The sequence below is a fragment of the Kitasatospora sp. NPDC004615 genome (assembly GCF_042873545.1).
Taxonomy (GTDB): domain Bacteria; phylum Actinomycetota; class Actinomycetes; order Streptomycetales; family Streptomycetaceae; genus Kitasatospora.
This window is the reverse complement of sequence record NZ_JBIALQ010000007.1, coordinates 360,884-387,698: the sequence shown is the minus strand read 5'-3', so window position 1 is coordinate 387,698 and position 26,815 is coordinate 360,884. Positions and strand designations below refer to the sequence as shown.

Here is a 26,815-nt window from a genome sequence, read left to right as displayed (position 1 = left end):
GGCGGGGCGGCGGAGGGGCGGGTTAGCTTCCGTGAATGCAGACAATCCGCCGGATCGTCCACGGTTCGTCCGCGGCCGCGCTGGTGCTGCTCCCGGTCGGCCCGCCGGCCGCGCGTGCCGTGACGCCCGGCGACGCCCCGCCGCCGCCCGTGGTGGGCGGTGACCGGCTGGGCGCGGCGGGCGTGCAGGTCGCGCCGGGCGCGGGGGCGCCGGCGCTGCCGTCCGGTCTGACCGGGAAGTCCTGGGTGGTGGCGGACGCGGACAGCGGCGCGGTGCTGGCCGCGTTCAACGCGCACGCGCAGCTGCCGCCGGCGTCCACCCTGAAGATGCTGTTCGCGGACACCGTGCTGCCGCGCTTCCCGGCGGACGAGGTGCACCGGGTGGGCTGGACGGAGCTGCAGGGGATGGGCGCGGGCAGCAGCCTGGTCGGCATCAAGGAGGACCTGGACTACAAGGTCGAGGACCTGTGGCGCGGGGTGTTCCTGTCCTCCGGCAACGACGCGGTGCACGTGCTGGCGAGCATGAACGGCGGGGTGGCGAAGACCGTCACCGACATGCAGGCCCGCGCGGACCAGTTGCAGGCCCGCGACACCCACGTGGTCAGCCCGGACGGCTACGACATGGACGGGCAGGTCACCTCGGCGTACGACCTGACGCTGTTCGCCCGGGCGGGCCTGCGCAACGAGGAGTTCCGCGGGTACTGCGGCACCCGCTGGGCGCAGTTTCCCGGCGCGGTCGACAAGAACGGGCAGCGCGGCAGTTTCGGCATCGCCAACACCGACCGGCTGCTCGGCAAGTACCCGGGGCTGATCGGCGTGAAGAACGGTTACACCACCAACGCGGGCGCGACCTACACGGGCGCCGCGGTGCGCGGCGGCCGCACCATGCTGGTGACGGTGATGCACCCGGACAGCAGCCCGAAGGTGTACGACGAGGCGGCGGCGCTGCTGGACTGGGGCTTCGCCGCGGCCGGCAAGGTCACCCCGGTGGGTGTGCTGGCCGAGGACCGGGCGCCGGCCCAGGCGTCGGCCCGGCCGGTCACCGAGGCCCCGTCCGCACCGGCCGCGCCGTCCACCGTGCCGCCGGCGAAGCCGTCCGCCGCACCGGCCGCGAAGCAGGCCGACCCGGTGCGGGCCGCGCACACCGAGGCGGACAGTCCGGGCGCGGCGACCTGGACGGCGGTCGGCCTGTGCGCGGCGGTGGCGGCGGCCGGGATGCTGCGGCTGCGCGCGCTGCGCCGCCGGGCCGCCCTGCGGGAGGCCCGGTCCGGCGGCAGACCGTCCGAGTGGCGTTAGGTCCTAGTCCGACTTGCGGGCGCGGCCGGCGGCCAGGGCGCGGCGGACGGCGCGGGTGGCGACCGGGGGGATCACGTCGAGCGCGACCCGGCGGGCGAGCGAGCGCTGGGAGCTCGGACGGGCGGGCGCGGACGGGCTGCCGGCCTGTGCTCCGGCCGCGGTCTCCGGGCGACCGTCGGCGCCGTCCCAGGCGAGGCGGTGGCAGATCTGCCCGGCGAGGTGTTCCTCGTCGAGGCGGAAGCCTTCGCCGCGCCAGTCGCGGGCGAGCAGATCGGCGCGGACGGCGTCCGCGTCGCCCCAGGTGCCGTAGAACTTCTCGGGGGTGAGCAGTACCGGCTTCAGGCCGAGGGTGAACACGGCCTCCCAGACGGCGGCGTGCACGCCGGGGGTGTGCGGGGCGCGGTAGTCGTCGAGGGAGACGATGCCGTTGCCGGCCAGGGCGTCGCGGGCCACCAGGATGTCGCCGGCGACGTGCTCGTACAGGTGCGAGGCGTCGATGTGGACGAAGCGGCAGCTGTCGGCGGTGATCCGGCCGTCGGCGAGTACCGAGGTGGGGGCCTGCACGATCGTCGGGAGTTCGGCGTGGAAGGCCAGGTAGTTGGTCTCGAAGGCGCGCCGGGTGAGGGTCGAGCGGTAGGACATCGACATCTCGGCGGAGTTCTCGTCGTCGGGCGCGTCCATGTCGAACAGGTCGCAGACGGTGAACTTCTCCCCGGGGCGCAGGTGGTCGCCGAGCAGGATCGCGGAGCGGCCCAGGTAGGCGCCCATCTCCAGCAGGTCGCCGGTGACGCCGGCCTCGCTCTGGCGGCTGAGCAGCCAGGCGAAGACCTCACGGTCGACGCGGAAGAACCACCCGGGGACGTCGTCGGGGGTGGCGGGAACGGGCGGAGCGGCGGTGGTGTCGGTGAGTGACACACGGCCTCCTGGGAAGTGGCCGGAACGCGAGGACGCACCGGCGGAACGGTCGGCCGGGGGGACGGCCACGCTGTGGTTGTGACCGGGATCATAGTCAGTTGTCCGGATGTCGGACAGGGGGTGAACCAGGCGTTTCACCGGCCTGTTTCAGCGCCGCCTCGGCCTGTCGGACGGCCCGCCGGCGGGCGGCCTCCGGGTCCGCGAGTGCCGTCCAGGCCGCGCAGTACATCAGCAGTCTGGACACGAAGTTGATCCACAGCAGCAGTGCCACGGGCACCCCGAACGCCCCGTAGAGGCTGCGGCCGGCAACCGAACCCAGGTACGAAGAAAGTGCCAACTTGAGCAGTTCGAAGCCGACCGCGCCGATCAGCGCCCCCTGGAGCAGGGCCCGGCGGCGCTGGACGACGATCCGCGGGAACGGGCCGAGCAGGTAGACGAACAGCAACACATCGGCACAGACGGCGATCAGGAAGCCGAGCCCGGCCAGCAGCCAGCGGGCGGCCCCGCCGTCCAGGCCCAGCCAGTCGGCCAGCCGGTGCGCGAGCGTGGTGGCGACCGCGGACGCGGCCAGCGAGGCGAGGCAGACCAGACCGAGCCCGAGCAGCACCACGCTGTCCCGGATTTTCACCTGAATGAGATTTCCGGCGTCGTCGGGCAGCCGCCACACCGTACGCACGGCGCCGCGCATGGTGTCCACCCAGCCTAGGCCGGAGGCCAGCAGCAGGGCGCCGGAGAGCAGGCCGACGGTGCCTGCGTTGGCGACCATCGCGTTCAGGTCGAGCGCGTCGGCCAGGCCCGGGAGCTGTTCGGTGATCTTCTCCTGGAGCTGGTGCACCCGGGAGTCGGAGAGCGTGGCCAGGGCGATCGCCAGGGCCACGGTGAGCAGCGGGAACAGGGCCAGGAAGCCGAAGAAGGTGACCGCCCCGGCGAGCCGATTGCCGTCCACGTCGGCGAACAGCCGGTAGACCAGGTACGGGCGGCTGCGCATGACCCGGGCCACCAGCGGACCGATCAGGGGCAGGCCGGCAGGGAAGTCCATCCTCCGCTGTATACCGGCCGCGCGCTCCCACGTCCGGGTGACGCGCCGTCGTCCGGACGGCTCAGTGGCTCGGCCGCTCAGCGGCGCACCGCGCGGCGGGCCTTGGCCAGCACCCGCAGGCTCTGGAAGCCCAGGTAGCTGCCGCGGCTGAGCAGTTCGCCGCGGACGCCCTCCGGTCCGGCGGGCGGCCGGTAGCCGGCCGGGCGGTGCCGGGCGCAGTGCTCGGCGGCGCGGCGGAAGAACTCGCGGCGGTCGGCGGCGGGGACACGTCCGGGCTTGGTGACCACGGTGGCGAGGTGGCCGAGCATCATCCGGTAGATGACCGGCCGCCAGCGGTCCAGGTCGGGGCGGGCGTCGAGGAAGGCGAACACCCGGTCGTACTGCTCGAAGACGTCGAAGTGCTTGCGGGAGGCGGTGGCGAGGATGTTGCCGCCCTCGCGGCGCTGCCGGTAGTGCACGCCGACCTGGTCGAGCAGGGTGATGGACTCGGCGGCGAGCAGCGCCGGGTAGGTCCAGGGGGTGTCCTCGTAGTACCCGGGCGGGAAGGTCAGGCCCTGCTGCTGGACGAATTCGCGGCGGTAGGCCTTGTTCCACACCACCTGGAGCAGGTCGAGCAGGTCGCGGCGCTCGTCCAGGGTGAAGGTGTCGGCGCCGGGCTTGGCGAACACGGGGGCGGAGGCGGAGCGCACCACGCGGCCGTCCCAGTAGCTGCGGGCGTAGTCGTACACCAGCAGGTCGGGATCGCCGGTGGCGCGGAGCCGGGCGTCGGTGGCGGCCAGCAGGTCGGGGGTGAGGGTGTCGTCGCTGTCCAGGAACAACAGGTAGTCGCCGGTGGCGAGTTCCATTCCGGCGTTCCGGGCGAGGCCGAGGCCGACGTTCTGCTCCAGGTGACGGACCGTCACCCGCTTGTCCCGGTAGGCGACTTCGTCGAGGATCGCGCCGCAGCCGTCGGGCGAGCGGTCGTCGACGGCGATCAGTTCGAAATCGGTGAAGGTCTGTCCGAGGACGGACTCCAGGCAGGCGGGGAGGTACTCCTCGACGGCGTGGACGGGCACGATCACGCTGAACCGCGGCATCTCTTCACTCTCCTCACCTGGCCTGGCCAGGCGCAGACTAGCAAGCCCGGAGAGGTAGGATCGCGGCTGGTGCCGGTCCGGGTTTCGACACATCTGCCGGGCCCACCCGGCAGCACTCCCTGAGGAAAGGCTCTGCGCTCCCGATGGCCCCCCGTCTGTCCGTCGTCGTCCCGATCTACAACGTCGAGCGCTATCTCGAGGAGTGCCTCGACTCGATCGCCGCCCAGACCTTCGACGACTTCGAATGCGTCATGGTCGACGACGGCTCCAAGGACTCCAGCGCCGACATCGCCAAGGCCTACGCCGCGAAGGACTCGCGCTTCCGGCTGGTCCAGCAGGTGAACAAGGGCCTCGGTGCGGCGCGCAACACCGGCTACCGCCACATCTCCGAGGGCACCGAGTTCCTCGCGTTCGTCGACAGCGACGACACCATGCCGCCGTCCGCTTACGAGCTGATGATCGGCACGCTGGACGAGACCGGCTCGGACTTCTGCACCGGCAACGTGCTGCGTTTCCGCGCCGTCGGCCACTACCAGTCGGGCGGCCACCGCAAGCCGTTCGCGGCCACCCGGCTGCGCACCCACATCACCGAGATCCCGGCGCTGGTCACCGACCGCACCGCGTGGAACAAGGTGTACCGCCGCTCGTTCTTCGACCAGGCGGGCGTGCTCTACCCCGAGGGCATCCTGTACGAGGACGCCCCGGTCAGCGTGCCGCACCACTACCTGGCCCGCCGGGTGGACGTGCTCGCCGAGCCGATCTACCACTGGCGCGAGCGGGAGGTCGGCGAGATGTCGATCACCCAGATGAAGACCAACCCCAAGGGCGTCATCGACCGGGTCAAGTCGATGGAGCTGGTCCGCGACTGGCTGGGCAAGCAGAGCGACCCGAAGTTCCGCAAGTACCTGCACTCCTACGACGAGAACAACCTCGTCGAGGAGATCCCGATGTTCTTCGGCTCGGTGCTGGAGGGCGACCCGGAGTACAACGCCGCCTACCTGGAGTCCGCCGGCCGCCTGCTCCGTGCCATCGGCCCGGACCAGGTCCGCAAGCTGCGCGCCCCGCTGAAGCTCAAGTACCACCTGACCCTGCAGGGCCGGCTCGCCGAGCTGATCGAGCAGCTGCGCTTCGAGAAGGACAGCAACGGCGCCGCCCCGGCCCGCGGCCTGCTCCGCCCGTACGCCGACTACCCGTTCCTGCGCGGCGGCCGCAAGAGCGTCCCCGCGGACGTGCTGCGGCTCAGCAACGCCCTGGTGATGCGCTCCCGGGTGTACGAGGCCCGCTGGTCCGGCGGCCGGCTCCAGCTGACCGGGCACGCCTTCCCCGAGCACCTGGGCGCCGAGAACAAGCACGACATGGTCAAGGCGCTGGTGCTGCGCGAGGCCAAGGGCCGTCGCGTGGTGGCAGTGCCGACCCGGGCCGAGTTCAGCCCGGAGGCCACCGCCAGCTCGCCGCATGACCTGTACAGCTGCGACTGGGCGGGCTTCTCCGCCACCATCGACCCGCAGCGGCTCAAGCACCGCGGCGAGTGGAAGGACGGCTCCTGGCGGGTGCTGGTGGCCGGCGCCGGCAAGGGCGGCGTCTACAAGGGCCGGGTGTCGGTCGGCTGGCACGACCGCGCCGAGTACGCGCCCGTGCACTGGGTCGAGGACGACGTCCGGGTGGTGCCGTGGCAGCGTGACGGCCACCTGCTGCTGCGGGTGGAGCGGGTGCGCGCCCGCGCCACCTCGGTGTCCGCCGAGGGCGGCACCCTCGAACTGCGCGGCCTGGTCCGCTCCGGCGCCGACCTGGCCGGCGCGGAACTGCGGCTGAAGCACGTCGAGTCCGAGCGCGACGTGTTGGTCCCGCTGGACCTGGGCGTCCCGGCCGGCCGCGACCTGCCGTTCACCGCGCACGTCCGGGTCGCCGAGCTGACCGCCGTCCGCGAGGCCTGGAACGCCCTCGACCCGACCGCCGAGAAGCGCACCCGCGACCGCTGGGACCTCGAACTCAAGCTCACCGACGGCACCGGCCTGCCGGTCGTCCTGGACGACCGCCGCGCCCCCGTCAGCCTGCACCTGCCGATCGGCGACGGCGCCCGCGCGCTGTACGCCAAGCCCTCCCCCAGCGGCTACCTGCAGCTGTGCGACCAGGTGCTGCAGCCGGTCGTCGAGGAGATCACCCGGGCCAAGGGCGGCGAGGGCTTCGTGCTCAGCGGCTCCTTCCCGCTGCCCGGCACCCACCGCTACGAACTGGTGATCCTGCACGCCAAGCGCCGCGAGGAGCACGCCTACCCGGTGGAGATCGCCGACGGCCGCTTCCGGGCCGCGCTGCCCGCCGTGCCGAACGCGTCCTTCGCCGGCGAGGTCCCGCTGCACAAGGGCACCTGGACGGTGCTGTTCCGCCCGGTCGGCGCCCCCGTCGACAGCGAGTGGCCGGCCGCGGTGCTCGCCGCGTCCACCTTCGACACCCTGCCGCTGGAGCTGGAGGCCCGCGGCAAGCGGGTCACCCTGGAGCGCCGCGTCTACGACAGCCTGTCGCTGGACTCCCCCGACGCGCTGTCCCCCGCCGAACGCAGCGGCTACCGCCAGCGGCAGCTGCGCCACGCGTACACCGAGGGCCAGCGCCGTCCGCTCACCGACACCGTGCTCTACCACACCGTCCGCGAGGACTGGTGGGCCGCCGACGGCGGCCTGTACGCGGACTCGCCGCGCGCCGTGCACGAGGAACTGGTCCGCCGCGGCCTGCCGCTGCGCCACCTGTGGACCTCCGTCGACCTGCAGGCCGAGCTGCCGCAGACCGCCGAGTGCGTCCGGCACCGCTCCCCCGAGTGGTTCGAGGCGCTGTCCACCGCCAAGTACATCGTCACCTCCACCCACCTGCCGACGTACTTCCGCCGCCGCCCCGGCCAGGTCGTCCTGCAGACCTGGCAGGGCAGCCCGCTGAAGCGGATCGGCACCGACTTCGAGAAGGTCTGGTTCACCGACTCCGGCTACCTCGAGCACCTCAAGGAGGAGGTGCCGCAGTGGAGCCTGCTGGTGGCGGGCAGCCGCTGGGCCGCGCCCGTGCTGCGCCGCGCCTTCGACTTCCAGGGCACGCTGCTGGAGACCGGCTACCCGCGCAACGACCTGCTCTTCGCCCCCGACCGGGAGAAGACCGCCGAGCGGGTCCGCGAGCAGCTCGGCCTGCCCGAGGGCAAGCAGGTGGTGCTCTACGCACCCACCTACCGCGAGGACCGTCGCCTGCCCGACGGCGGCTACCAGCTCAATCTGCAGCTCGACCTCGAAGCGGCCCGCGCCGCCCTCGGCGACGACCAGGTCCTGCTGGTCCGCGCCCACGAGGTCGTCCGCGGCCGCCTCCCCGAGGCCGGCAACGGCTACGTCTGGGACGTCAGCACCTACCCCGACATGGCGGAGCTCCTGCTGGTCGCCGACGTGCTCGTCACCGACTACTCCTCCTCGGTGTTCGACTTCATGAACACCGGCCGTCCGGTGCTGTTCTTCACCTACGACCTGGAGCACTACCGCGACAACCTGCGCGGCTTCAGCCTCGACCTGGAGAGCAAGGCCCCGGGCCCGCTGCTCACCACCTCCGCCGAGGTGGTCGCCGCACTCGGCAACCTGCCGGAGGTCACCGCCGAGTACGCCGACAAGTACGCGGCGTTCCGCGAGGCGTACTGCGACCTGGACGACGGCGGTGCCGCCGGACGGGTGACGGACGCGCTGCTCGCCGAAGGCAAGTGAGCGGGAACAGCCCCGGGAAAAACGAATATCGTATGTAAATAAATCAATTCCCCCCCTTTTTGACAAAGGGGGGGAATTGACTTTCCCCGGCATTGTGCACTGGGATATCGGGAATGTCCCACCTCGTACGGCGCCCCACCACCGCCCGGCCCGCGCGCCCCACCGAACCGGCCGCCGCCGCCGCGCTGCGCCGCGCCGTCTGGGAGGGCGGCGAACTCGTCCTGACCGGCGAGGGCCGGCTCCTCGACGCACCCGGCGAACGCCCCGGGCAGACCCGCATCGTGCTGGAACTGCACCCCACCGACCGGAGCCGGCGCCCGCTGCGGCTGCGCACCGTCCCGCACTACCTGCCCGAGGCGACCGACGACAGCGCGCAGACCCGGCACAGCCTCGACTGGACCGGGTTCACCGCCCGCCTCGACCCGGTGCTGCTGCACGCCCCCGCGCTGCGGCCGGTCCCCGGCTGGCGGGTCGAAGCGGTGGTCGGCAGCGGCCCGCGCCGGGCCCGCGCCCCGCTGGCCGGCCACTGGTGCGGCAGCGGCGAGTACCCGCCCGCCGGATGGACCGGCCCGGCGCTCCAACTGGTGCCGACCGTCGAGGACGGCGCGCTGAATCTGACGGTGCGCCCGGCCCGCGCCCGGGTCGACTCCTGCCGCTCCCGCCCCGACGGCTTCGAACTGCGCGGCACCGCCACCGGCACCAGCGGGGCCCTGGTCCTGCGGCACCGCGACACCGGCGCCGTCGTGCAGAGCCTGGTGCACTGGCAGGGCCACGAGTTCACCGCCTTCGCCGGCACCCTCCCGCGTCTCGCCGAGGGCCACTGGGAGCCCTCGCTGACGCTCCCCGACGGCGACGCCCCGCTCGTCCTGCGCCACCCTCCCACCGGCAGCTGCCAGCTGCCGGTGCCCGCCGGCCAGGTGCTGTACGCCAAGCAACTCGCCGACGACCGGCTGCAGTTCTGCGTCCAGCCGGGCGAACCGCTGATCGACCGGATCACCCCCGCCGACGGCGGCTTCGACCTGGCCGGCGAGTTCCCCGGCCGCCCGGACGCCCCACTGGAGCTGGTGCTGCGGCACTGCGGCGACGGCCGGGAACGGCGCACGGCCGTCCACCCCGCCGACGGCGACCGCTTCACCGTACGGCTGCCGCTCACCCCCGACGGGCCGGACGGCGTGCCCCGCCCGCTCGGCAAAGGCATCTGGGAGGCCCTGCTGTACCCCGTCGGCCCCGGGCGGCACCCCGGCCACCCGCTGCGGCTGCACCCGGCCGTACTGCCACTGCTCCCGGCCCCGGGCCGGGCCGGCGACAAGTCCTTCCTGCTGCAGCGCCGCTGGCACGACACCCTGATCGTGGACAGCCTCCCGGTACTCGCCGCCCTCGAACGCAGCGCCCTGAGCCAGCACCGGCTGCGCACCGGGAGCTACCCCGCCGCCCGCCGCCGCCCGCTGCGCGACGCCGTGCTGTACGACGTCTTCGGTGGCCGCGGCTACGCCTGCAACCCGCGCGCCGTGCACGCCGAACTGGCCCGCCGGAAGCTCCCGCTGGAACACCTGTGGGTGATCGACGACGGCCAGGAGCAGCCACCCGGGCCGGTCCGTACGGTCCGCCAGTGGAGCCCCGAGTGGTACGAGGCGCTCGCCACCTGCCGCTACCTGGTCGGCAACACGCACTTCCCGGACTTCCTGCACCGCCGCGACGGCCAGGTGGTGGTCCAGCTGTGGCACGGCACCCCGCTGAAACGGATCGGCCACCGCATGCCGGAGAACCGCACCACCGCCGACGGCTACCTGGAACGGCTGGACCGCGAGGTGCGGCAGTGGAGCCTGCTGCTGTCGCCCAGCCCGTTCGCCACCCCGGAGCTGGTCGCCTCCTTCGGCCACCGCGGCGAGGTGCTGGAGGGCGGGTACCCGCGCAACGACCGGCTGGTCCGGCCCGACCCGGACGAGGTGGCCGCCGTCCGCCGCCGGCTGCGGGTGCCGCCCGGCCGCCGGGTGGTGCTGTACGCACCGACCTGGCGGGACGACCGGCGCGGCCCCGGCGACCGCTTCGAGGTGGACCTCCAGCTCGACCTGGCCGCCGCCCGGGCCGCCCTCGGCCACGACCACGTGCTGCTGCTGCGCCCGCACGTGCACTGCGGCGGCGCGCTGCCGGACGACGACTTCGTCCGCGACGTCGCCGACTACCCGGACGTCCAGGACCTGCTGCTGATCGCCGACGTGCTGGTCACCGACTACTCCTCGGTGATGTTCGACTTCGCGGTGACCGGCCGTCCGATGCTGTTCTTCACCTACGACCTGGAGCACTACCGCGACCGGCTGCGCGGCTTCACCTTCGACTTCGAGGCCCAGGCCCCGGGCCCGTTGCTGACCGGCTCCGATCAGGTGGTGGCCGCGCTACGCGACCTCGACCCGGCGCGGTACCGGGAGAGCTATCGCGCGTTCCGCGAGCGGTTCTGCCCGCTGGACGACGGCGCGGCGGCGGTCCGGCTGGTCGACCGGATGCTCGCCCTCGGCGCCGCCGGCTGAGTCGGCGGGCAGCTCGTAGGGGCCGGGCACCGGGAAGTACGCGGCCAGGAACGCGGCCATCGCCCGGTCCTGCTCCTCCGCGGGGCTGCCGTCGCCGGTCCCGTCGGCCAGGCAGAACGCCAGCAGGTCGCGTTCGCCGAGCAGCCGGGTCATCCGGTCCCGGTCCTCGACGCAGTCCACCGCCAGGTACCCGTGGGCGAGGGTGCCGTCGACCGCGGCGCCGCGCAGCAGCGCGTGGTACAGCGCCAGGGTGACGGGGGCGACGTCGGTGGCGGAGCGGAACGCCGAGCTGCCGGTGGCCTCCAGTTCGGTCCGCCAGCGCCGCGCGGAGTCCTCCAGCAGGGTGCGCCGCAGCGCGTACGGGACGTGCGCGAGCACCCGGGTGAAGGCCCGGCCGTGGTCGCGTTCCAGCGCCCGCCGGGTGTTCTGCTGGGCGGCCGTGTAGACATCGGCGGTGCCGGCCCCGGCGGACGGCGGGACGATCCGGGTGTCGCGGAAGACCCTGGGCAGTCCGTTGCCGAGGAAGAAGTGCTCGGGGCGGACCGGCCCGCCGAGGAACATGTCGTCGTTGAAGTACAGGAAGTGCTCGGCCAGGCCGGGGATCCGGTGCAGTCCGGTCTCGATCGCGTGCGAGTTGAACACCGGCCCGCCGTCCAGCAGTTCGCGGTGCGACACCACGGTCAGCCCGGGCACCGAGGTGTCCAGCCAGGACGGCGTCTGGTCGTCGGTGAGCAGGAAGATCCGCCGGATCCAGGGGGCGTACATGGCGATCGAGCGCAGGCAGTGGCGCAGTTCGTCGCGGTTGCGGTAGCGGTGGTCGCCGTCGTCGTGGTCGGTGTCGTCGGCGGACGGCGCGGCGTCTCCGTACAGCCGGGCGCGGGCGGCGTCGCGGCGTTCGCGCCAGGCGGGGTCGCGGTCGTCGACCCAGGTGATCACGGCGTCCACCGGGAAGCGGACGTCCTCGGGCAGGGCGTGCAGGAACGGTTCCGCGACGGGGTAGTCGTGGCCGCCGACCCGGACGGTGCCGGCCACCTCCAGCGAGGGCAGCCACCAGCCGAACGGGGTCTCGTCGATCGAGGCGACGGCGCCGCGCGCCGAGCCGTCGGTGTCCCAGAACTCCAGGTCGCAGCCGTAGTCCTCGCCGTAGTAAAGGGTGCGGGTGCCGGTCACCACCGGCCGGAACAGGCGCACACCCTTGACCCGCTCGGGCAGCTCGCCGGGCTCCACCGGGTCGGTCGCGCCGTCCGGTGCTTCGCCCGTGTCCTGCGCGGTCTCCTCCGCCGGCGGCGGCAGTTCGTGCTCCGCGACGGCCTGCGGCAGCTCCTCGGCGAGCACCGTGCGGTGCACACTGCCGTGGCCGAGCAGCGCGGCGTACACGGGGGCGCCGCGGAAGGTGTCGGCGATGATGTCCAGCACCCGGTCCCGGCCGCCGGGGGGAACGGCCAGCCGGTGGCGCGGGCCGCGGTCGGGGATCAGCGTGTAGCGCACGTCCGCGGCGTCCAGCGCCTCGGCGGCGGCGGTCAGGTTGGCCTGGTGGGCCTGCGGGGCGAGCAGGTCGTCACGGAGCTCGGCCAGCCGGTCGTGGTGCCGCACCAGCCGGCGGTCGGCGGCCAGCAGCTCGTCCTCGCGAACCCGCTGCGGGTCCGGCGGCGGGGCCGGGGCAGCTGCGGGAACGGGCGCCGGCAGGACGCCGAGTCGGCGGAGCACCCGGCCCGCAAAACGCCGCGCCAGTCTCCGCATCGACCTGCCAGCCATTCTTCTCCCGCTCCGCGATGGTCCGATTCGACGGTAACAACGGAGAAAGCCCAGGTGAAGGAATGGCAAAGGACTCCCAGACAACTCCAGGAATCCCCGGCCGAAACGCTCAGGATCGACCGAACGCGTAGCTGCGCCACGGCCGCCACACGGCGTCCGCGCCGAACGTCGAGAGGACGAATTCGGTGACGTCGAAGACCGCGCGGAAGGTGCGGGCCTGTTCGTGGGCCTGGTCGAGGACGGGGTCGGGGAGGCCGTGGGCGACGGTGACGTGGGGGTGGTAGGGGAAGGCGAGTTCGCGGGCCAGGGGGCCGGAACGGACTTCGGCCTCCAGGGCGCGGCACTCCTGGGCGCCCTCCTCGACCCGGACGAAGACCACGGGGGAGACGGGGCGGAAGGTTCCGCTGCCCTGGAGGAGCATCCGGAACGGGCGGTGGGCGGCGGCCACCGTGCGCAGGTGGTGTTCGATGCCGGGGAGCCGGTCGGCGCTGGTCTCGGTGGGGGGCAGCAGGGTGACGTGGGTGGGTATCGACCGGGCCTGCGGGTCGCCGTGGCCGGCCCGGGCGTCCTGCACCTGGCTGCCGTACGGTTCCGGGACGTGTATGGACACGCCGATGGTGACGGTCTCGGGGAGACCGTCACCATCGGGGGCGGCAGCCGTCGGCATCAGCGCTTCGGCGCCAGGAAGCCGACGCGGTCGTACACCTCGGCGAGCGTCTCGGACGCCACCGCGCGGGCCTTCTCGGCGCCGAGCGCGAGCACCCGGTCCAGCTCGGCCGGGTCGTCCAGGTAGCCCTGGACGCGGGTCTGGAACGGGGTGACCCAGTCGGTGAACAGGTCGGCCAGTTCGGTCTTCAGGGCGCCGTACATCTTGCCGTCGAAGTGCGCGACCAGCTGCTCGATGCTCATCCCGCTGAGCGCGGAGTGGATGCGCAGCAGGTTGGAGACGCCGGGCTTACCGGCCTCGTCGTAGGTGACGACGGTGTCGGTGTCGGTGACGGCGCTCTTGAACTTCTTGGCGCTGGTCTTCGGCGGGTCGAGCAGGCTGATCAGGCCCTTGTCGCTGACCGCGGACTTGCTCATCTTCGCCGCCGGGTCCTGCAGGTCCTGGATCTTGGCGGTGGCCTTCAGGATGTACGGCTCGGGGACGGTGAAGGTCTTGCCGTAGCGGGTGTTGAAGCGCTCCGCGAGGTCGCGGGTGAGCTCCAGGTGCTGGCGCTGGTCCTCGCCGACCGGGACGGTCTGGGTCTGGTAGAGCAGGACGTCGGCGACCATCAGCACGGGGTAGGTGAACAGGCCGACGGTGGTGCGGTCGGCGCCCTGCTTGAGGGACTTGTCCTTGAACTGCGTCATCCGGGAGGCCTCGCCGAAGCCGGTGAGGCAGTTCATCACCCAGGCCAGCTGCGCGTGCTCGGGCACCTGGGACTGCACGAACAGGGTGCAGCGCTCCGGGTCGAGGCCGGCGCCGAGGAGCTGCGCGACGGAGACCCGGGTGTTCTGCCGCAGCGTCGCCGGATCCTGCTCGACGGTGATCGCGTGCAGGTCGACGACCATGTAGAAGGCGTCGTTGGCCTCCTGCATGTCGACCCACTGACGCACCGCGCCGAGGTAGTTGCCCAGGTGGAATGAGCCTGAGGTGGGCTGGATGCCGGAGAGCACCCGGGGACGGTCCTTCACCGGACCGGTGACCGCTGCGTTGACCATGCGCCCATTGTTCCAGTTCCCCGGGCCGCTCAGGAAACGTCCTGAGCACCCGGGTTGGGCAGTGTGACGGCACTCACCCGCAGCCGTTCGATCCGGCGCCCGTCGAGGCGGGCGACGGTGAGCCGGGCGCCGGACTCGGTGAGCACCTGGTCGCCCTTCTGCGGCAGCCGGCCGAGCTCGCGCACCACGAAGCCGGCGACCGTCTCGTACGGGCCCTCGGGGAGGGTGAAGCCGGTCTCCTCGGCGAAGTCGGCGAGATTGAGCAGGCCGTCGAGTTCGACGCCGCCTCCGGCCAGCCGGCGGGTCGCCGTGGTGTCCTGGGCGTCGTACTCGTCGCGGATCTCGCCGATCACCTCCTCGACCAGGTCCTCCAGGGTGACGATGCCGGCGGTGCCGCCGTACTCGTCGACCACGATGGCCAGGTGGTGGCCCTCGCGGCGCATCTCGCTCATCGCCTCCAGCACCCGCTTGGTGGCGGGCAGCAGCTTGACGGGGCGGGCCAGGTCGCGGACCCGGGCGGCCTGCTCGCCGCGCACCCCGTACAGGTCGCGGACGTGCACGAAGCCGGTGACGGCGTCGTAGGAGCCCTCCACCACCGGGTAGCGGGAGTGCGGGGAGGAGTCGGTCTCGGACCGCACCTCGCGCACCAGCCGGTCGGCGTCCAGGAAGGTCACCTCGGTGCGCGGCACCATCACCTCGCGCAGCTGGCGCTCCCCCGCCGCGAACACCTCGTTGATCAACTCGCGTTCGTCCGAGCCGAGTTCGGTGTTGGCGGCGACCAGGCCGCGGAGTTCCTCGGGGCTCATCACGCCGCGGCCGGCGGACGGGTCGCCGCCCAGCAGGCGCACCATCAGGTTGGTGGAGTGGCCGAGCAGCCAGATCACCGGGCGCAGCGCCACCGACATCACGTCCACCACCGGGGCGGCCAGCAGGGCGATCGACTCGGCGCGCTGCAGACCGATCCGCTTGGGCGTCAACTCGCCCAGCACCAGGGAGGCGTAGGAGATCACCAGGGTCAGGCCGACCAGCGCCACCGCGTCCGCGACGCCGTCCGAGAGGCCTGCCTTCACGAACACCGGGGCGAGCTTGCCGGCCAGCGTGTCGGCGCCGAACGCCGCCGACAGGAAGCCCATGCACGTCACGCCGACCTGCACGGCGGCCAGGAACCGGTTCGGATCGGCCGCCAGGTGCGCGGCCCGGGCGGCGCGGCGCGAGCCGGCCGACTCCAGGGTGCGGATCTGCCCCTCGCGCAGCGAGATCAGCGCGATCTCGGCGACGTTGAACAGACCGCCCAGCATGATGAACACCAGGACGAGCGCGGCGTCCTGCAGGGTTTCGCTCACGGCCCGAGTGTAGGAGAACGGCCGGGCGCCCCGTGGGCACCCGGCCGTTCACACGCGGCGGAGCGGCGCTCAGATGAGGCCGAGCTCCTTGACCGCGTCGCGCTCCTCGGCGAGCTCCTGGACGGAGGCGTCGATCCGGGCGCGGTCGAACTCGGAGAGGTCCAGGCCCTGGACGATCTCGAACTTGCCGTCCTTGGTGGTGACCGGGAACGAGGAGATCAGGCCCTCCGGCACGCCGTACGAGCCGTCGGAGACGATGCCCATCGAGGTCCAGTCGCCGGCCGGGGTGCCGTTGACCCAGGTGTGGACGTGGTCGATGGCGGCGTTCGCGGCCGAGGCGGCCGAGGACGCGCCGCGGACCTCGATGATCTCGGCGCCGCGCTTGGCGACCTTGGGGATGAAGAAGTTCTCCACCCACTCCTGGTCGGCGCCGACGGCGTCGAACGCGGACTTGCCGGAGATCTCGGCGTGGAACAGGTCCGGGTACTGGGAGGCGGAGTGGTTGCCCCAGATGGTGACCTTCTTGATGTCCTCGACCGTCACGCCGGCCTTCTTCGCCAGCTGGGCGACGGCGCGGTTGTGGTCCAGGCGGGTCATCGCGGTGAAGCGCTCGGCCGGAACGTCCGGGGCGTTGCGCTGGGCGATCAGGGCGTTGGTGTTGGCCGGGTTGCCGACCACCAGGACCTTGATGTCGTCCGCGGCGTTGTCGTTGATCGCCTTGCCCTGCGGGCCGAAGATGCCGCCGTTGGCGGACAGCAGGTCGGCACGCTCCATGCCCGCGGTGCGCGGACGGGCGCCGACCAGCAGCGCGACGTTGGCGCCGTCGAACGCGACGTTCGCCTGGTCGGTGATGGTGATGTCACGCAGCAGCGGGAACGCGCAGTCGTCCAGCTCCATGGCGACACCCTCGGCGGCCTTCACGCCCTGCGGGATCTCCAGCAGGCGCAGGTTCACCGGCACGTCGGCACCCAGCAGGTGACCGGAGGCGATGCGGAAGAGCAGCGCGTAGCCGATCTGGCCGGCCGCTCCGGTAACGGTGACGTTGACGGGGGTGCGAGTCATATCTACCTTCTCCAGCTGTCGCCAGGCGCCCCAGGCACATCGGCGCCGGAGCCGAGGATGATCTCTCGATGTCGAGAGACCCGAGACAGGCTATCGCGAAGGCAGGTGGCTGGGAAAACAGGGGCGCGTGGGGGCACCTCCCAGCCCCCTAGGGCTGGGGGAGAACTGCGCGACAAGCGCACAGCACGTCCGCAAGGTCGCGATCACGCGCAAGTCATTGCCCTGCGTCGCGATCTTGCGGGTGGGTGCCTTCCGCTTCGCGCAGTTCCCCGCGCCCCTGGTGGCGCTAGTGCACCGGGTGCCCGATGAGCCGTCCGATGTTGTCGAGTATCGGGACGTTCAGCCACGGGTTGGGCTGCGCCACCAGGGTGAGCAGCACGATCACCCCGCCCAGGACGAACATCAGGGTGATGTCGGTGAACCGGCTGCGGACGGCGAGCATGCCGACGTCCGGCAGGCCGAGTCGCAGCAGGGCGCCGAGCAGGGGTGCGACGCCGACGGCAAGCAGGCCGAGCCGGAAGTTTCCGGCCCAGGTGACCAGCAGGCCGAGAGCGGCGACGGCGAGCACCAGGGTGATCGGCCACTGCCGCATCGGGAGGGTGTGGCCGCGGCCGAGGGCCGCCGCCGAGCCTTCCGGGGGCAGGGTGCCCTCGGTGGTGACGGGTCGGCGGCGGGCGCGCTTCATGACGCCGGGCACCGGTGTCAGACGCCGGCGCGGCGCTCGGCCGCCTCGACGATGTTGTTGAGGAGCATCGCGCGGGTCATCGGACCGACGCCGCCGGGGTTGGGGGAGATCCAGGCGGCGACCTCGGCCACGCCGGGGTGCACGTCGCCGACGATCTTGCCCTCGCTGCGGGAGACGCCGACGTCCAGCACGGCCGCGCCGGGCTTGACGTCCTCGGGCTTGACCAGGTGCGGGACGCCCGCGGCGGCGACGACGATGTCGGCCTTGCGCAGGTGGGAGGCGAGGTCGCGGGTGCCGGTGTGGCACAGCGTCACGGTGGCGTTCTCGCTGCGGCGGGTGAGCAGCAGGCCGATGGAGCGGCCGACGGTGATGCCGCGGCCGACGACCACGACCTCGGCGCCGTCGATGGCGACGTCGTGGCGGCGCAGCAGTTCGACGATGCCGAGCGGGGTGCAGGGCAGCGGGCCGTCGATGCCGAGGACGAGGCGGCCGAGCGAGGTCGGGTGCAGGCCGTCGGCGTCCTTGTCGGGGTCCATGAGTTCGAGGACGCGGTTCTGGTCCAGGCCCTTGGGGAGCGGCAGCTGGACGATGTAGCCGGTGCAGGCCGGGTCGGCGTTGAGCTCGCGGACGACGTTCTCGACGTCCTCCTGGGTGGCGGTGGCGGGGAGTTCGCGCTGGATGGAGGCGATGCCGATCTCCGCGCAGTCCTTGTGCTTGCCGTTGACGTACCACCGGCTGCCCGGGTCGTCGCCGACCAGGACGGTGCCGAGGCCGGGGACGATGCCCCGTTCCTTGAGGGCCGCCACGCGGACGGCGAGTTCGGACTTGATCGCGGCCGCGGTGGCCTTGCCATCGAGAATCTGGGCAGTCATGTCTCCATTCTTCCGGATCGGGAGTCCGCGCCGCGCCGCCGGGCGGGCGTGCACGGAGCGTCCCTGGCGGACACGGAGCGTGCCGGGGGGTTGCGGTTGTGCCACGTTCGTGGCGGTGGCCTGCATGTGGCTGGACAGCGTGCGGCGCCAAGGCTCACGATGACAAGGCAAGTACCGCCGCCCAGGTCCTGGTGACGGACCGTCCGGCAGCGGGGGACGAACACAGTCGGGGGAATCGACAAGTGAGCAATCCGTACCAGCCGGATCCGTACGGCGGTTACGGCCAGGCTGGCGGACCGCCGGGCCCGCCGCCGCAGCAGCCGTCGTACGGCTATCCCCAGGCACCGCAGCCGCCGCAGCAACTCGGTTACGGCTACCCGCAGCAGCCGCATCCCTCGCACCCGTACCCGCCGAACGTTCCGATGGCGGTGAGCAACAACCACGCCACGACTTCGGTGGTGCTCGGTTTCATCGCGATCCTGCTGTCCTGCGTCTACGGCGGCGTGGTGGGCCTGGTGGGCGTGGGCCTCGGCGTCTCGGGGCTGAACCAGTCGGCGCAGTTGGGCGGTACGGGCCGGACCGCCGCGATCGGCGGCATCGTGCTGGGCGCGCTGTCCGTGCTGCTCACGATCGGGTTCATCGTCCTCCAGTCCAGGTCATGAACCCCGCGACTCCCGGGCCGGCCGTGCCGGTGACGTCCCGTCCGTCGGCGCTGTCCGGCGGCGTGCTGACGGCCCGTTGGCGGCGGTCGGCCGGGACGGTGCCGGGCGTGGTGCTGCGGGTGCTGGTGCGGCTGGCCGCGGCGGCCGGGGCGGCGCTCGCGGTGGCGGCGGTGCACGACGCCCACGACCCGGGCGTGCTCTGCCCGTTGCGGGCGACGACCGGCGTGCCGTGCCCGTTCTGCGGCAGCACCACGGTGTTCATCGAGGCCGGCCACGCGCACTGGGGGGCCGCGCTGGCGGCGAACCCGGTGACGGTGGTGGCGGTGGCGGCGCTGCTGTTCGCGCCGCTGGGCCCGGGCCGCTGGTGGCGCCGGCTGTCGTACGGCCGCCGGAACCTGCTGCTCGGCGCGGCCGCGATGGCCGCCTGGGCCTGGGAGTTGGCCCGCTTCGGCTTTCTCGCGCTCTGAACGGAGGGTCCGAGGTTGACTGTTGATCCCCTCTTCGTCGGACTCGTCCGCTACTCTCCGACGCGGTCGGCGTGTCCCCTGCCCACCCGTCCCCAGGATTTTTTCGTTCCGTCCACGCTCCTTCCTGCCCGGAGGCATCGATGAGCTACCCGCCCGACCCCAACAACCCCTACGGCCAGCAGCAGCAGCAGCCGGGTTACGGCTACCCGCAGCAGCCGCCGCAGCAGCCCGGCTACGGCTACCCGCAGGGCCAGGTCCCGCCGCAACAGGCCTACGGCTACGGCTACCCGCAGGCGCCCGGCACGATCCAGGCCAACAACGGCTACATCAACATCGCCAACATCGGCATGGTGCGCGTCGCCACCATGGGCCAGCGTTTCGCGGCCCGCCTGCTGGACGGCCTGATCACCTCGGTGGTCCTCGGTATCGCGATGGCCCTGGGCCTGGCCGGTGCGATCGGCATGGCCGACAAGGTCAAGGACTGCTCGGGTTACACCTACGGCACCGCGTCGTACCAGGACTGCGTGAACGAGCAGGCCCAGGCGTCCGCCGGCTTCCTCGCCGCGATCTTCTCCTTCATGGCCGTGGTCGCCGTCTTCAACCTGCTCTACGAGTGGCTGATGGTCGGTCTGATGGGCGCCACCCTCGGCAAGATGGCCCTGGGCCTGCGCGTGGTCAAGGAGAACACCGGCCAGAACCCGGGCGTGGGCGGCGGTTTCGTCCGCTTCGTCATCCCGCAGGTCGGCGCCTTCCTGTGCGGCATCGGCCAGGTGCTGGTCTTCCTGTCGCCGTTCTTCGACAACTCCGGCAAGCTGCAGGGCTGGCACGACCGTGCCGCCGGCACCGTGGTGATCAAGAAGTAACGCTCACCGGCAACGCCCGAGGGCCCCGCACTCCGGAGACGGAGTGCGGGGCCCTCGGTGTTCGGGACCGGCCGGTCAGTGGAAGAAGTGCCGGGTCCCGGAGAAGTACATGGTCACGCCGGCCTTCTCGGCGGCGGCGATGACCTCTTCGTCGCGGATCGAACCGCCGGGCTGGACCACGGCCTTGACGCCCGCGGCCAGCAGGATCTCCAGACCGTCGGCGAACGGGAAGAACGCGTCGGAGGCGGCGTAGGAGCCGACCGACCGCTCGCCGGCCCGGGTGACGGCCAGCTTGCAGGAGTCGACCCGGTTGACCTGGCCCATGCCGACGCCGACCGAGGCGCCGTCCTTGGCGAGCAGGATCGCGTTGGACTTGACGGCCCGGCAGGCCCGCCAGGCGAAGGCGAGTTCGGCCAGCTCGTCGGCGGACAGCGCCTCGCCGGTGGCGAGCGTCCAGGTCGACGGGTCGTCGCCCTCGGCGTCGACGCGGTCGACCTGCTGGAGCAGCAGGCCGCCGGAGATGCGGCGCGACTCCAGCGCGTCGGCGGGGGCCTCGGGGGCGCGCAGCACCCGGAGATTCTTCTTCTTGGCCAGCACCTCGAGGGCGCCGTCCTCGTAGCCGGGGGCGACGACGACCTCGGTGAAGATCGGGGCGATCTGCTCGGCCAGCTCGACGGTGACCGGGCGGTTGACGGCGATCACGCCGCCGTACGCGGAGACCGGGTCGCAGGCGTGCGCCTTGCGGTGCGCCTCGGCGACGTCCGCGCCGGTGCCGATGCCGCACGGGTTGGCGTGCTTGATGATCGCGACGGCCGGGCCCGCGTGGTCGTAGGCGGCGCGGCGGGCGGCGTCGGTGTCCACGTAGTTGTTGTAGGACATCTCCTTGCCCTGCAGCTGCTCGGCGCCCGCCAGGCCGCCGGTGCCGTCGGTGTAGAGCGCGGCCTGCTGGTGCGGGTTCTCGCCGTAGCGCAGGACGTTGCCGAGCTCCCAGGTGTCACCGAGGAAGGTCGGGAACGCGGCCTCGGACTCGGTGTAGCCCGACTCCTCGAACCAGCTCGCCACGGCGACGTCGTACGCGGCGGTGTGCGCGAACGCGGCACCGGCCAGGCGCTTGCGGGTCAGCAGGTCGAAGCCGCCGCCCTGGACGGCCGTCAGCACGTCCGCGTAGCGGGCCGGGTCGACCACGACGGCCACCGAGGGGTGGTTCTTGGCGGCGGCGCGGACCATCGACGGGCCGCCGATGTCGATCTGCTCGACGCACTCGTCGGGGGTGGCGCCCGAGGCGACGGTGGCGGTGAACGGGTACAGGTTCACCACGACCAGGTCGAACGGCTCGACGCCGAGCTCGGCGAGCTGCGCGCGGTGCGACTCCAGGCGCAGGTCGGCGAGGACGCCGGCGTGCACCCGCGGGTGCAGGGTCTTGACCCGGCCGTCCAGGCACTCGGGGAAGCCGGTCAGCTCGGAGACCTCGGTGACCGGGACGCCCGCGGCGGCGATCCGCCCGGCGGTGGACCCGGTGGAGACGATGGCGACACCGGCGGCGTGCAGGCCCTGGGCGAGCTCCTCCAGACCGGTCTTGTCGTACACGCTGATCAGCGCGCGGCGGATCGGGCGTACGTTCTCGGAGACGGGGGCGTTGGCGGAGGGAGCGGCGCTCATGCCGGGATCCATACCTTTCGGTCCTCGATGCGGTGTCCTTCGCGGGCCAGCCGGCCCACGACCTCGACGAGCAGCTTGCGCTCGACAGTCTTGATGCGCTCGTGCAGCGCCTCGCCGCCGTCGGCGTGGTCGGCGTCCTCGACCTCCACCGCGCCCTGGGCGAGGATCGGCCCGGTGTCCACGCCGGCGTCCACCAGGTGCACGGTGCAGCCGGTGACCTTCACGCCGTACGCCAGCGCGTCGCGAACGCCGTGGGCGCCGGGGAAGGCGGGCAGCAGCGCGGGGTGGGTGTTGACGGTGCGTCCGGCGAAGGCAGCGAGGAACGCGGGGCCGACGATCTTCATGAACCCGGCGCTGATCACCAGGTCGGGTTCGTACGACGCGACGGCGGCGGCCAGCGCGGCGTCCCAGCCGGCCCGGTCGGCGTGGTCCTTGACCCGCTCGACGAACACCGGGATACCGGCCTTCTCCGCACGCTCGATCCCGACGATGTCGTACCGGTCGGCGCCCACGGCAACGATCTCCGCCCCGTACGCGGGGTCGGCTGCGGCGTCGATCAGCGCCTGGAGGTTGGTGCCGGAGCCGGAGACCAGGGCCACCAGCCGGGCCGGTCCAGGGGTGCGGGGCGGGAACACTTGGGCGTCAGCGGCAGCCACGGCGCGATTCTCCGTAGGTCGGTGTCGCCCGCTGGTACGTCCACCGTCGGTGGGGCCACTACGGGCGGCGGCAGGTCGGGAGCCGTCGACGGGCGCGGGCGGCCGCGGCGCTGCGGGGCCCGGGGAACCGTCGGGAGCTGCCGACCGTCACCACGATAACGGCTGGTGGGAGGCCACTCGTAACCACCCCGCAACGCTACGCGCGTAGTTGAGACGGGGATCTCCCGGCCGCCCGGCAGCGGTCTGGCGGGGTGCCGTACAGCCGCCGACCGGTTGGGGGATCATTGACGGACCGCCCACTCCCCCACCGCCGGGCGGACAAACCGACGAGCAGAAACGGCCGACACCATGAGCAGCGGCGAGGACAGCGGCGAGCGCAACCCCTTCGCGCCCCCTCCGCCCGGCGCCCCGGACCAGCCCTGGCGTCCCCGCGTCCCGCAACGGCCCGAGTCCGGCGACCGGACGGACGGACAGCCGGACGGCGAGCGCCCGCAGCCGCCGCAGTGGGGCCCGCGCCCCGAACCCGGCCCGCAGGGGCCCCGCCTCGACCTGTCCGACCCGGTACACCGCGCCGCCCGCAACGCCCTGCTGTCCGGCTTCGCCGCGCTGCTGTCGGTGCTGTTCGGCCAGTACTGGATCGGCTTCCCGCTCTCCCTGCTCGCCGTCTGGTACGCCGTCACCGTGCTGCGTGCGCCCGCCGAGCCGGTCACCGACCCGTTCGCGCCGCGCCCGGTCCGCCCGCAGGTCCCGGCGGCGCTCAGCGCGCTGCTCACCGGCGGTCTGGCGCTGGTGATGTCGCTGTCGACGTTCACCATGCAGTTCGCGTACCACGACTACCTGGACTGCGTGAACTCCGCGATCACCAAGGAGGGCGTGCACAGCTGCGGCAACGACGTCCCCACCTGGGTGACCACGATCTACGAGGGCCCGGCGGAGTGACCTGCCCTCAGGCCTCGTCGGCGGCCGGACAGGAGTCGGCGGCCGGCGAGACGAAGCCCGACTCGTAGGCGGCGATCACCGCCTGGGTGCGGTCGCGCGCGCCGAGCTTGCCGAGCAGGCTGCTGACGTGCGTCTTGACGGTCTGCACGCCCAGGTGCAGCCGCTCGCCGATCTCCGCGTTGGACAGGCCGCGCGCCATCAGCCGCAGCACCTGCCCCTCCCGCTCGGTCAGGCCGGCCCGGGCCACCGCCCCGCCGTCCGCCGCCCGCTCGGCCCGGGCCGCGGCGAGGCGGCGGATCGACGCCGGGAACAGCAGCGACTCGCCGGCCGCGACCAGCCGCACCGCCTGGACGATCTCCGCCGGGCGGGAGCGCTTGAGCAGGAAGCCGTCCGCGCCGGCCCGCAGCGCCTCGTACACGTAGTCGTCGGCCTCGAAGGTGGTGACCACCAGGATCTTCGGCGGCCGGTCGGCGGCGCGCAGGATCGCCCGGGTCGCGGCCAGCCCGTCCAGGCCGGGCATCCGGACGTCCATCAGCACCACGTCGGGGCGCAGCGAGCGGACCAGGCCGAGGGCCTGGGCGCCGTCCTCGGCCTCACCGACGACGGAGATGCCGTCCTGGGCGTCCAGGACGGCGCGCAGGCCGGCCCGGATCAGCTCCTCGTCGTCGACCAGCAGCACCTCGATCACCGTCACCGGCCCAACCGTAGCGGCAGCCGCACCCGCAGCACCCAGTCCGTTCCGTCCGGGCCGGCCTCGCAGTCGCCACCGAGCAGCACCGCGCGTTCGCGCACGCCGCGCAGGCCCTTGCCGCCGCCCCGGCGCGGACTGCCCTTGCCGGTCAGGGTGTTGCGGCAGGACAGTTCCAGCGCGCCGGCCGCGGTCAGCGCCCTGATCCGGACCGGTGCGCCCGGCGCGTGCCGCAGCGCGTTGGTGATGCCCTCCTGGACGATCCGGTAGGCCTCGCGGGACAGCACGCCCGGCAACCCGTCGGCGCGGACGTCCAGTTCGGCGTCGACGGGGCTGCCGGCGGCGCGGGCGGCGGCGAACAGCTCCTCGGCCCGGTCCAGGCCGGGCTGTTCGGTGGCGGCCGCCTCGGGGGCCTCGCGCAGCAGCACCAGCATCCGCTCCAGGTCGTCCAGCGCGCGGCGGCCGGTGGTCTCGATCGCCTCCAGCGCCCGCTCCCGGAACGCCGGATCGGCGACCTCCCGGGCCGCGCCCGCCTGGAGGACCGTCACGGTCAGCGCGTGCCCGATCGAGTCGTGCAGCTCGCGGGCCAGCCGGTTGCGCTCCAGCAGCCGCTCCGCGCGCAGCTCCGCCGCGGCCAGCCGCTCCGCCGCCGACGGCCCCAACAGCCTTACGGCCAAGGCGAGTTGGAGCCGTCCGGCGAGCACCACCAGCCACAGCAGCGCGCACAGCAGCGGCACCGCGAGTACCGGCCACCGCGCGGCCGCTTCGAACGCCGCGGCCGACACGGCGCCCGCCGCCATGCCGAGCGCCACCCGGGCGACCAGCCAGAGCGCCGTCCGCCCGCGGTCCGCCCAACTCGCCGACGGGGCGACGCCGATCGACTCCTCGCGGGCCGGCACCAGCAGCAGCCGCGCCTGCACGCCCTCCGCCCGACGCACCGCCGGCACCAGCGCGACCAGGCACAGCAGCGGCACGTCGACCGCACCGCTCAGCAGCATCGCCCGCCCGGTCGAGACGCCCTCCGTCCCCGGGTAGACCAGCAGCACCATCCCGGCGAACACCGTGCCGACCAGCAGGTGCAGCCAGCGGGCCCAGGTCGCGGGCAGCAGCAGCGGGGCGAACAGAGCGGGCATCACGCCATCCTCCCTCCCGAGAGGGAGACGAACCACTCCCGGGCGGGATCTGCCGCCTCCCGCCTGCCGATTGACTGAAGGTCATACCGAGCGGGAGGAGCGCAGCCGTGATCGAGATTCGCGACCTGACCAAGACGTACGGGGAACGCCGGGCCGTGGACGGCCTCAGCTTCCGAGTGGAGGCGGGCCGGGTCACCGGCTTCCTCGGGCCGAACGGCGCGGGCAAGTCCACCACCCTGCGGACGGTGCTCGGCCTGGACCGGCCGACCTCCGGCACGGCCCTGGTCGACGGCCGCCCCTACGAGCGCCTCGCCGAACCGCTGCGCCGGGTCGGCGCCCTGCTGGACGCCCAGGCCGTGCACGGCGGCCGCACCGCCACCGGCCACCTGCGCTGGATCGCCGCCACGCACGCCCTGCCCACCCGCCGGATCGACGAAGTACTCGCCCTGGTCGGCCTCACCGACGCCGCCGGACGCCGGATCCGCACCTTCTCGCTCGGCATGCGCCAGCGCCTGGGCATCGCGGCCGCCCTGCTCGGCGACCCCGCCGCGCTGCTGCTGGACGAACCGGTCAACGGCCTGGACGCGGAAGGCATCCGGTGGATCCGGACACTGCTGCGCCGGCTCGCCGACGAAGGCCGCGCGGTACTGGTCTCCTCGCACCTGATGGCGGAGATGGCGCAGACCGCCGACCACCTGGTGGTGATCGGCCGGGGCCGGCTGCTGGCCGACACCTCCACCAGCGCGTTCCTCGCCGAACACGGCCGCCGCCGGGTCCGGGTCCGGGCCGTCGACCCCGCCGCCCTGGCCGCCCTGCTCGCCGACGCCCACCCCGCGGCGGTGCCGCTCGGCGACGGCGCCTACGACGTACCGGACGCCGACCCGGGCGAACTGGGCGCGCTGGCCGCGTCCCACCGGGTGGTGCTGATCGAACTGTCCGTCACCCACGACTCCCTGGAGGAGGCCTTCATGCGGATGACCGCGGACGCCGTCGAGTACCGGGCGGTGGCGGCATGAGCACCTACCCGCTGCGCGCCGAATGGGCCAAGTTCACCACCCTGCGCTCACTGTGGACGACGCCGCTGCTGGCGGTCGCGCTGAGCGCCGGCATCACCGCCGCCGTCCAGTTCGCCTACGGCCGCACCGACACCTCGCTCACCGAGGACCCGATGGAGGGCCTGTTCTACGGGCTCAACTTCGGCCAGGTCGCCGTGGTCTGCCTGGGCATCCTGCTGGTCGGCCAGGAGTACGCCTCCGGCACCCTGACCACCTCACTGGCCGCCGTCCCCGACCGGGTGCGCTTCTACCGCGGCAAACTGCTGCTCGGCGCGGGCCTGGGCCTGGCCGTCGGCCTGCTCACCGTCGCGGGCCAACTCGCCGTCACCGCCGCCTCGGTGGGCCTCGACCTGTCCGCCCCCGGCAGCTGGCGGGCACTCGCGGCCGGGGTGCTCTACCACCCGCTGCTGCTGGTGCTGTGCCTGTCACTGACCACCGTGCTGCGCAACCAGACCGCCGCACTCGGCCTGCTCTCCCCCCTGGTGTTCCTCGGCACCACCGCACTGTCCGCCGTCCCCGGGATCCGCGAGGCCGCCCAGTTCCTCCCCGACCGGGCCGGCCTGTACGCCATGCGCCTGCAGGACGCGCCGGACATCCACTACGGCCACGGCGTCGGCCTGCTGCTGATGGCCGCATGGACGGCCGTCGCGGCGGCGGCGGGCCTGCGCACGCTGCGCCGCCGCGACGCGTGACTGCGCCC

General features: G+C 73.0%; 22 protein-coding genes and 1 pseudogene. 9 read left to right on the top strand and 14 right to left on the bottom strand.

Annotated features, from left to right (window positions below; all coding sequences use genetic code 11):
• The first annotated feature begins 35 nt into the window (after positions 1–35).
• On the top strand, positions 36–1,295 hold the full coding sequence (locus ACFYS8_RS25545) for a D-alanyl-D-alanine carboxypeptidase family protein (protein WP_387644697.1): 1,260 nt from the start codon (positions 36–38) through the stop codon (positions 1,293–1,295).
• Positions 1,296–1,298: 3 nt separating this feature from the next.
• Here the strand turns inward: ACFYS8_RS25545 and ACFYS8_RS25540 are convergent, their stop codons facing one another.
• From ACFYS8_RS25540 to ACFYS8_RS25530, 3 genes are all read right to left on the bottom strand, one after another.
• Positions 1,299–2,210 (bottom strand): class I SAM-dependent methyltransferase, encoded by a 912-nt coding sequence (locus ACFYS8_RS25540; RefSeq protein WP_387644694.1) that lies wholly within the window; start codon positions 2,208–2,210, stop codon positions 1,299–1,301.
• Between the two features lie 94 nt (positions 2,211–2,304).
• Positions 2,305–3,249, bottom strand: coding sequence for a YihY/virulence factor BrkB family protein (locus ACFYS8_RS25535; protein WP_387644692.1), 945 nt, complete (start codon positions 3,247–3,249; stop codon positions 2,305–2,307).
• A gap of 77 nt (positions 3,250–3,326) precedes the next feature.
• On the bottom strand, positions 3,327–4,325 hold the full coding sequence (locus tag ACFYS8_RS25530; RefSeq protein WP_387644690.1) for a glycosyltransferase family 2 protein: 999 nt from the start codon (positions 4,323–4,325) through the stop codon (positions 3,327–3,329).
• Positions 4,326–4,468: 143 nt separating this feature from the next.
• Between ACFYS8_RS25530 and ACFYS8_RS25525 the strand changes: the two genes are divergently transcribed.
• Together ACFYS8_RS25525 and ACFYS8_RS25520 are read left to right on the top strand one after the other, a co-directional pair.
• Positions 4,469–8,047 (top strand): CDP-glycerol glycerophosphotransferase family protein, encoded by a 3,579-nt coding sequence (locus tag ACFYS8_RS25525; protein WP_387644687.1) that lies wholly within the window; start codon positions 4,469–4,471, stop codon positions 8,045–8,047.
• Between the two features lie 113 nt (positions 8,048–8,160).
• Positions 8,161–10,572: a CDP-glycerol glycerophosphotransferase family protein gene (locus ACFYS8_RS25520; RefSeq protein WP_387644684.1), complete on the top strand. Its 2,412-nt coding sequence runs from the start codon at positions 8,161–8,163 to the stop codon at positions 10,570–10,572.
• A 9-nt stretch (positions 10,573–10,581) separates the two neighbouring features.
• On the opposite strand, the pseudogene ACFYS8_RS25515 reads toward ACFYS8_RS25520, so the two are convergent.
• The 7 genes and pseudogenes from ACFYS8_RS25515 to ACFYS8_RS25485 form a co-directional block, all read right to left on the bottom strand.
• Positions 10,582–12,312: pseudogene (locus tag ACFYS8_RS25515) on the bottom strand (stealth conserved region 3 domain-containing protein); the annotation flags it as partial.
• A 124-nt stretch (positions 12,313–12,436) separates the two neighbouring features.
• The gene (locus ACFYS8_RS25510) at positions 12,437–12,994 is read right to left on the bottom strand and encodes a 2'-5' RNA ligase family protein (protein ID WP_387644681.1); all 558 of its coding nucleotides are present in this window, start codon (positions 12,992–12,994) and stop codon (positions 12,437–12,439) included.
• Positions 12,994–14,031 carry a tryptophan--tRNA ligase gene (trpS, locus tag ACFYS8_RS25505; protein WP_387644679.1) on the bottom strand — a complete coding sequence of 346 codons (1,038 nt, stop codon included), beginning with the start codon at positions 14,029–14,031 and terminating at the stop codon, positions 12,994–12,996. Before trpS ends, ACFYS8_RS25510 begins: the two co-directional genes overlap by 1 nt.
• Before the next feature lie 29 nt (positions 14,032–14,060).
• Positions 14,061–15,374, bottom strand: coding sequence for a hemolysin family protein (locus ACFYS8_RS25500; protein ID WP_387644676.1), 1,314 nt, complete (start codon positions 15,372–15,374; stop codon positions 14,061–14,063).
• A 69-nt stretch (positions 15,375–15,443) separates the two neighbouring features.
• The gene (locus tag ACFYS8_RS25495; protein WP_387644674.1) at positions 15,444–16,436 is read right to left on the bottom strand and encodes a malate dehydrogenase; all 993 of its coding nucleotides are present in this window, start codon (positions 16,434–16,436) and stop codon (positions 15,444–15,446) included.
• 286 nt (positions 16,437–16,722) lie between these two features.
• Positions 16,723–17,121 (bottom strand): DUF3017 domain-containing protein, encoded by a 399-nt coding sequence (locus ACFYS8_RS25490; protein ID WP_387644672.1) that lies wholly within the window; start codon positions 17,119–17,121, stop codon positions 16,723–16,725.
• Positions 17,122–17,138: 17 nt separating this feature from the next.
• The gene (locus ACFYS8_RS25485) at positions 17,139–17,993 is read right to left on the bottom strand and encodes a bifunctional methylenetetrahydrofolate dehydrogenase/methenyltetrahydrofolate cyclohydrolase (RefSeq protein WP_387644670.1); all 855 of its coding nucleotides are present in this window, start codon (positions 17,991–17,993) and stop codon (positions 17,139–17,141) included.
• A gap of 242 nt (positions 17,994–18,235) precedes the next feature.
• Between ACFYS8_RS25485 and ACFYS8_RS25480 the strand changes: the two genes are divergently transcribed.
• The 3 genes from ACFYS8_RS25480 (at position 18,236) to ACFYS8_RS25470 (ending at position 19,985) form a co-directional block, all read left to right on the top strand.
• Positions 18,236–18,655, top strand: coding sequence for a hypothetical protein (locus tag ACFYS8_RS25480; RefSeq protein ID WP_387644668.1), 420 nt, complete (start codon positions 18,236–18,238; stop codon positions 18,653–18,655).
• Complete coding sequence (locus ACFYS8_RS25475) at positions 18,652–19,122, top strand: DUF2752 domain-containing protein (protein ID WP_387644665.1); 471 nt, start codon at positions 18,652–18,654, stop codon at positions 19,120–19,122. Before ACFYS8_RS25480 ends, ACFYS8_RS25475 begins: the two co-directional genes overlap by 4 nt.
• 140 nt (positions 19,123–19,262) lie before the next feature.
• Positions 19,263–19,985, top strand: coding sequence for an RDD family protein (locus ACFYS8_RS25470; RefSeq protein ID WP_387644663.1), 723 nt, complete (start codon positions 19,263–19,265; stop codon positions 19,983–19,985).
• A 75-nt stretch (positions 19,986–20,060) separates the two neighbouring features.
• Here the strand turns inward: ACFYS8_RS25470 and purH are convergent, their stop codons facing one another.
• On the bottom strand, positions 20,061–21,644 hold the full coding sequence (gene purH / locus ACFYS8_RS25465; RefSeq protein ID WP_387644660.1) for a bifunctional phosphoribosylaminoimidazolecarboxamide formyltransferase/IMP cyclohydrolase: 1,584 nt from the start codon (positions 21,642–21,644) through the stop codon (positions 20,061–20,063).
• Positions 21,641–22,300, bottom strand: a complete 660-nt coding sequence (purN, locus tag ACFYS8_RS25460; RefSeq protein ID WP_387644657.1) for a phosphoribosylglycinamide formyltransferase — start codon at positions 22,298–22,300, stop codon at positions 21,641–21,643. The genes purH and purN overlap by 4 nt, the downstream gene beginning before the upstream one ends.
• A gap of 348 nt (positions 22,301–22,648) precedes the next feature.
• On the opposite strand from purN, the gene ACFYS8_RS25455 reads away from it, so the two are divergent.
• On the top strand, positions 22,649–23,239 hold the full coding sequence (locus ACFYS8_RS25455) for a hypothetical protein (protein WP_387644655.1): 591 nt from the start codon (positions 22,649–22,651) through the stop codon (positions 23,237–23,239).
• Positions 23,240–23,246: 7 nt separating this feature from the next.
• Here ACFYS8_RS25455 and ACFYS8_RS25450 read toward each other — a convergent pair whose 3' ends face one another.
• Both ACFYS8_RS25450 and ACFYS8_RS25445 read right to left on the bottom strand, forming a co-directional pair.
• Entirely contained in the window at positions 23,247–23,933 is a 687-nt protein-coding gene (locus ACFYS8_RS25450; RefSeq protein ID WP_387644652.1) for a response regulator, read from the bottom strand.
• The gene (locus ACFYS8_RS25445; protein WP_387644650.1) at positions 23,930–25,060 is read right to left on the bottom strand and encodes a sensor histidine kinase; all 1,131 of its coding nucleotides are present in this window, start codon (positions 25,058–25,060) and stop codon (positions 23,930–23,932) included. Before ACFYS8_RS25445 ends, ACFYS8_RS25450 begins: the two co-directional genes overlap by 4 nt.
• A 107-nt stretch (positions 25,061–25,167) precedes the next feature.
• On the opposite strand from ACFYS8_RS25445, the gene ACFYS8_RS25440 reads away from it, so the two are divergent.
• Both ACFYS8_RS25440 and ACFYS8_RS25435 read left to right on the top strand, forming a co-directional pair.
• Positions 25,168–26,076, top strand: coding sequence for an ABC transporter ATP-binding protein (locus tag ACFYS8_RS25440; RefSeq protein ID WP_387644647.1), 909 nt, complete (start codon positions 25,168–25,170; stop codon positions 26,074–26,076).
• Positions 26,073–26,807, top strand: a complete 735-nt coding sequence (locus tag ACFYS8_RS25435) for a hypothetical protein (RefSeq protein ID WP_387644645.1) — start codon at positions 26,073–26,075, stop codon at positions 26,805–26,807. The genes ACFYS8_RS25440 and ACFYS8_RS25435 overlap by 4 nt, the downstream gene beginning before the upstream one ends.
• Positions 26,808–26,815 lie beyond the last annotated feature (8 nt).

Coding starts and splice junctions, on each gene's coding strand:
- ACFYS8_RS25545 (WP_387644697.1), top strand. CDS start 36: ATGCAGACAATCCGCCGGATCGTCCACGGTTCGTCCGCGGCCGCGCTG.
- ACFYS8_RS25520 (WP_387644684.1), top strand. CDS start 8,161: ATGTCCCACCTCGTACGGCGCCCCACCACCGCCCGGCCCGCGCGCCCC.
- ACFYS8_RS25435 (WP_387644645.1), top strand. CDS start 26,073: ATGAGCACCTACCCGCTGCGCGCCGAATGGGCCAAGTTCACCACCCTG.
- ACFYS8_RS25495 (WP_387644674.1), bottom strand. CDS start 16,436: ATGACTCGCACCCCCGTCAACGTCACCGTTACCGGAGCGGCCGGCCAG.
- ACFYS8_RS25490 (WP_387644672.1), bottom strand. CDS start 17,121: ATGAAGCGCGCCCGCCGCCGACCCGTCACCACCGAGGGCACCCTGCCC.
- ACFYS8_RS25455 (WP_387644655.1), top strand. CDS start 22,649: ATGAGCAGCGGCGAGGACAGCGGCGAGCGCAACCCCTTCGCGCCCCCT.
- ACFYS8_RS25525 (WP_387644687.1), top strand. CDS start 4,469: ATGGCCCCCCGTCTGTCCGTCGTCGTCCCGATCTACAACGTCGAGCGC.
- ACFYS8_RS25530 (WP_387644690.1), bottom strand. CDS start 4,325: ATGCCGCGGTTCAGCGTGATCGTGCCCGTCCACGCCGTCGAGGAGTAC.
- trpS (WP_387644679.1), bottom strand. CDS start 14,031: ATGGTCAACGCAGCGGTCACCGGTCCGGTGAAGGACCGTCCCCGGGTG.
- ACFYS8_RS25535 (WP_387644692.1), bottom strand. CDS start 3,249: ATGGACTTCCCTGCCGGCCTGCCCCTGATCGGTCCGCTGGTGGCCCGG.
- purH (WP_387644660.1), bottom strand. CDS start 21,644: ATGAGCGCCGCTCCCTCCGCCAACGCCCCCGTCTCCGAGAACGTACGC.
- ACFYS8_RS25470 (WP_387644663.1), top strand. CDS start 19,263: ATGAGCTACCCGCCCGACCCCAACAACCCCTACGGCCAGCAGCAGCAG.
- ACFYS8_RS25475 (WP_387644665.1), top strand. CDS start 18,652: ATGAACCCCGCGACTCCCGGGCCGGCCGTGCCGGTGACGTCCCGTCCG.
- ACFYS8_RS25510 (WP_387644681.1), bottom strand. CDS start 12,994: ATGCCGACGGCTGCCGCCCCCGATGGTGACGGTCTCCCCGAGACCGTC.
- ACFYS8_RS25445 (WP_387644650.1), bottom strand. CDS start 25,060: ATGCCCGCTCTGTTCGCCCCGCTGCTGCTGCCCGCGACCTGGGCCCGC.
- ACFYS8_RS25485 (WP_387644670.1), bottom strand. CDS start 17,993: ATGACTGCCCAGATTCTCGATGGCAAGGCCACCGCGGCCGCGATCAAG.